Origin of the sequence: Idiomarina sp. UBA4206, assembly GCF_002383015.1 — a bacterium.
In the GTDB taxonomy this organism is placed as follows: Bacteria; Pseudomonadota; Gammaproteobacteria; order Enterobacterales; family Alteromonadaceae; genus Idiomarina; species Idiomarina abyssalis.
In genome coordinates this window covers 55,245-58,590 of record NZ_DFTS01000019.1, presented here as the reverse complement: position 1 = coordinate 58,590, position 3,346 = coordinate 55,245, and the positions used below count along the sequence as shown (strand labels likewise).

The 3,346-nt window shown below is 47.5% G+C and carries 3 protein-coding genes; 2 read left to right on the top strand and 1 reads right to left on the bottom strand.

Features of this window, described 5'->3' with window-relative positions; all coding sequences use genetic code 11:
* Both B3180_RS04200 and gdhA read left to right on the top strand, forming a co-directional pair.
* On the top strand, window positions 1-797 hold a 797-nt coding region (locus B3180_RS04200; RefSeq protein WP_286843218.1), incomplete at its 5' end, for a GGDEF domain-containing protein.
* Between the two features lie 81 nt (window positions 798-878).
* The gene (gene gdhA, locus B3180_RS04195) at window positions 879-2,231 is read left to right on the top strand and encodes an NADP-specific glutamate dehydrogenase (protein ID WP_278358862.1); all 1,353 of its coding nucleotides are present in this window, start codon (window positions 879-881) and stop codon (window positions 2,229-2,231) included.
* Window positions 2,232-2,233: 2 nt separating this feature from the next.
* On the opposite strand, the gene B3180_RS04190 is transcribed toward gdhA, so the two are convergent.
* Window positions 2,234-3,346, bottom strand: a 1,113-nt coding sequence (locus tag B3180_RS04190) for a serine hydrolase domain-containing protein (RefSeq protein WP_286843216.1), incomplete at its 5' end; no start/stop codon positions are given.

Here is a 3,346-nt window from a genome sequence, read left to right as displayed (position 1 = left end):
TTGCAACCCTGAGCCCAGTTGAACTGCTGACTCTGCCTGACTGGGAAGACACTGGACTTGCTGTTGGTTTGCTTCTTTGGATTGTTGCAATGGGAGGAAGTTGGGCAACTTTCCTATTGTATAAAGGCTCATCTTCCTTTGCCTGGAGCCAGTGGGCTTCATGGCTGGCACTGATGGTTTTTTTGCTCGTTGTTGACCATCGGGATGCGTCAACCTGGTCCTCGGTCGCGGCGGTAATTGGCCTATTATTGGCATTGGCCGATCAGATGTTGAAGTTGGCTTACATTGACGAGTTGACTGGATTACCGCAACGCAGAGCACTGGTCAGTCAATTGCAGCATTTACGCAGGCGCAGTGCGGTGTGCATGCTCGATGTCGATTACTTTAAAAAATTTAATGATCGTTACGGGCATGAGGTGGGTGATCAGGTATTAAGGTTGCTTGGTAGTATTTTGAGAGAACATCGGGGTTTTAAAGCGTACCGTTATGGTGGCGAAGAGTTCACTCTGGTTTTTTCTCACAGCGACCCGGACAAATTGAAAAGTACATTAGAAAGTGTGCGCAGCAAAGTGGCGAATTATCCGCTTAAATTAAGGGAACCCTCGCGACCTGACAGTAAACGCAAAGGTAAGGACGCTCGCGGAAAAAAAGATGCTGCAAAAACAGTAAAAATAACGATCAGTTTAGGAGCGACTTTAAAAGAGCCCGGGGATACACCCGATAGCATATTAAAACGCGCTGATGAGAACCTGTACTCTGCTAAAAAGTCGGGACGTAACCGGGTTGTCTTAAAATAGTGGCGATCTAAACTCACTGGTATACGTTATTAGTAGGTGCAAACCGTAAATCATGCTCTGTACACAATAACAGGTAGGTCAATGAGCTACATAAAAGAAACCATTGAAAAATTAAAACAAACGAGCCCCGCTCAAGTTGAGTTCTACCAGGCGGTAGAAGATGTGCTGGGGTCGATAGAACCGCTTCTGGAAGAGCGGCCTAAATATCGTGAGCATTCTATTATTGAACGCTTGGTTGAACCTGAACGGCAGATTATGTTTCGGGTTCCCTGGATGGATGATGACGGCAATATTCAGGTGAATAAAGGCTATCGAATTGAGTTTAACTCGGCGCTAGGCCCCTACAAAGGTGGTTTACGTTTTCACCCAAGCGTCAATGCCGGCATTATTAAATTCCTTGGGTTTGAGCAAATTTTTAAGAATGCATTAACCGGGCTACCCATTGGTGGCGGTAAAGGTGGTGCCAACTTTAACCCGAAAGGAAAGTCCGATGCTGAAATTATGCGGTTCTGCCAGTCTTTCATGAGCGAGCTTTACCGTCATATTGGACCCAATACGGATGTGCCTGCCGGGGATATTGGCGTGGGCTCGCGCGAAATTGGTTACTTATTTGGTCAGTATAAGCGTTTGGCAAACCGCTTTGACGGTGTGCTCACGGGAAAAAGCCTGCTGTGGGGCGGTTCACATGCCCGTAAAGAAGCCACCGGGTACGGTGCGGTTTATTTTGCGCAGTGCATGATGGATGACAAAGGCGACTCGCTGGAAGGTAAGCGCTGTTTAATTTCTGGCTCTGGCAACGTTGCCATATACGCTATGGAAAAGCTGTATGACTTAGGAGCCAAGCCGGTAAGCTGTAGTGATTCCAACGGTACGATTTATCATGAGCAAGGTATTGATCTTGACCTGGTTAAGCGCATTAAAGAAGAGCAAAAAGGGCGGTTGGAAGAGTATCTTGAAACTCATAAGAACGCCGAATATACGCCCCGGGACGATTACCCCAAAGACGGTCATACGGTTTGGCGTTATAAAGCCGACTTAGCTTTCCCTTGTGCAACTCAGAACGAGCTGACCGAAAAAGACGCTCAGTCACTTTTAGAAAATGGCTGCAAATGCATTGTAGAAGGCGCGAACATGCCTTCAACACAGGCCGCCGTTGATCTCTTTATTGAAAGTGGTGCCGCATACGGCCCCGGGAAAGCCGCTAATGCCGGTGGTGTTGCAACAAGTCAGTTAGAAATGGTGCAAAATGCCAGTATGCTGCGCTGGGACTTTGAAGAAGTGGACGAAAAGCTCAAAGACATTATGCGGAATATCTATCAGGACGCAAAACGCACTGCAGAAGATTTCGGGCACCCGTCCAACTTAGTTCTTGGCGCAAACATTGCGGGTTTCCGTAAAGTTGCTGACGCCATGATAGAGCAAGGTGTGGTCTGAACTTATTGGACTCCTGCATTCTGGGTCAGTCGTTTTATGGCTTCATCATTTACCGGTATCGATTGTGCGTTTAGCATAACGACAGCCCTTGAGCCATCGAGGTAAAAGCCAACAAAACTGCTGAACCCGGCTGTTTGCCCGTTGTGCCAGGCGTAGGCTTTACCGTTTTCGTCTTCGCTAATAAGCCAGCCTAAAGCCTGCTGGCAACAGCCTTCAATGTTTTTTTGTGGGGCAAGTAATTGCTCGACAGTGGCATCGCCTTCTGCACTTTTTCGCATGAGTGCTTTGGTGTAGTTGGCCATATCACTCAGTGTAGAAACAACTGCTCCGGCGCCGGCCAGAGACTGAAAATGCCAGTGGGGTACTACGTCGCCCAAGACATTATGTCCTTTTGACAGGGAGCCTGAAGTATTTTCTTTACGGGTTGCCACATAAGTATCCGGCATACTGAAAGGTTCAAACACAACGTCATTTAACAGCTCAGGAAAAGCTTTTTCTGCACTCTTAGCGAGTGACTCTGCAAGTAAGCCATACCCGAAGTTGGAATATTCGTAATTGTTGGCACCGGGCTCTATCTCAGCCAAGGCACTTTCCAATTCTGACTGACCATAATGAGCGTAAGGGTCTGTCTGGTCGGCCTTACTTAATAAATTTTCAGGAAGTCGGGGCAGCCCGCTGTGGTGTGTAGCAAGTTGTCCCAGTGTCACTGCTTCGGGTGCTTGCGACCAAAACCCGTTGACCGGAGTATCAAGGGTTGTTGACTCATTAACTACTGCATGAGCCAGTAAATAAGCCACCATGGTTTTTGTGACCGAGCCAATTTCGTATTGTGTATTATGGTCATGCTCGCCATAAAACTGGGTTTTGATTTCATCTTGGTCAATGATGGCAACCGCTGCACCATGCTCGCCCAACTCGGGTGTCGGTGTGCTGGCCTGTTTCTCATCCGAACCGGCTTTTTTGAAGGTGAGAGGAAATTCCTGCCCCTGTTTGAAAGTTCCTTCGTAGCCTTCTGTTGTCTTTTTCCCGTTAAAGCTCGCCTGAATCATCGGCGACTTAAAGCTGAGTGTGTTGTTATCAATATGAACGTCAGTCAAAGGTATACCAAAGCTTTG

Excerpts from the sequence above, each read along its gene's own strand:
- gdhA (WP_278358862.1), top strand. The coding sequence starts at position 879 with ATGAGCTACATAAAAGAAACCATTGAAAAATTAAAACAAACGAGCCCC.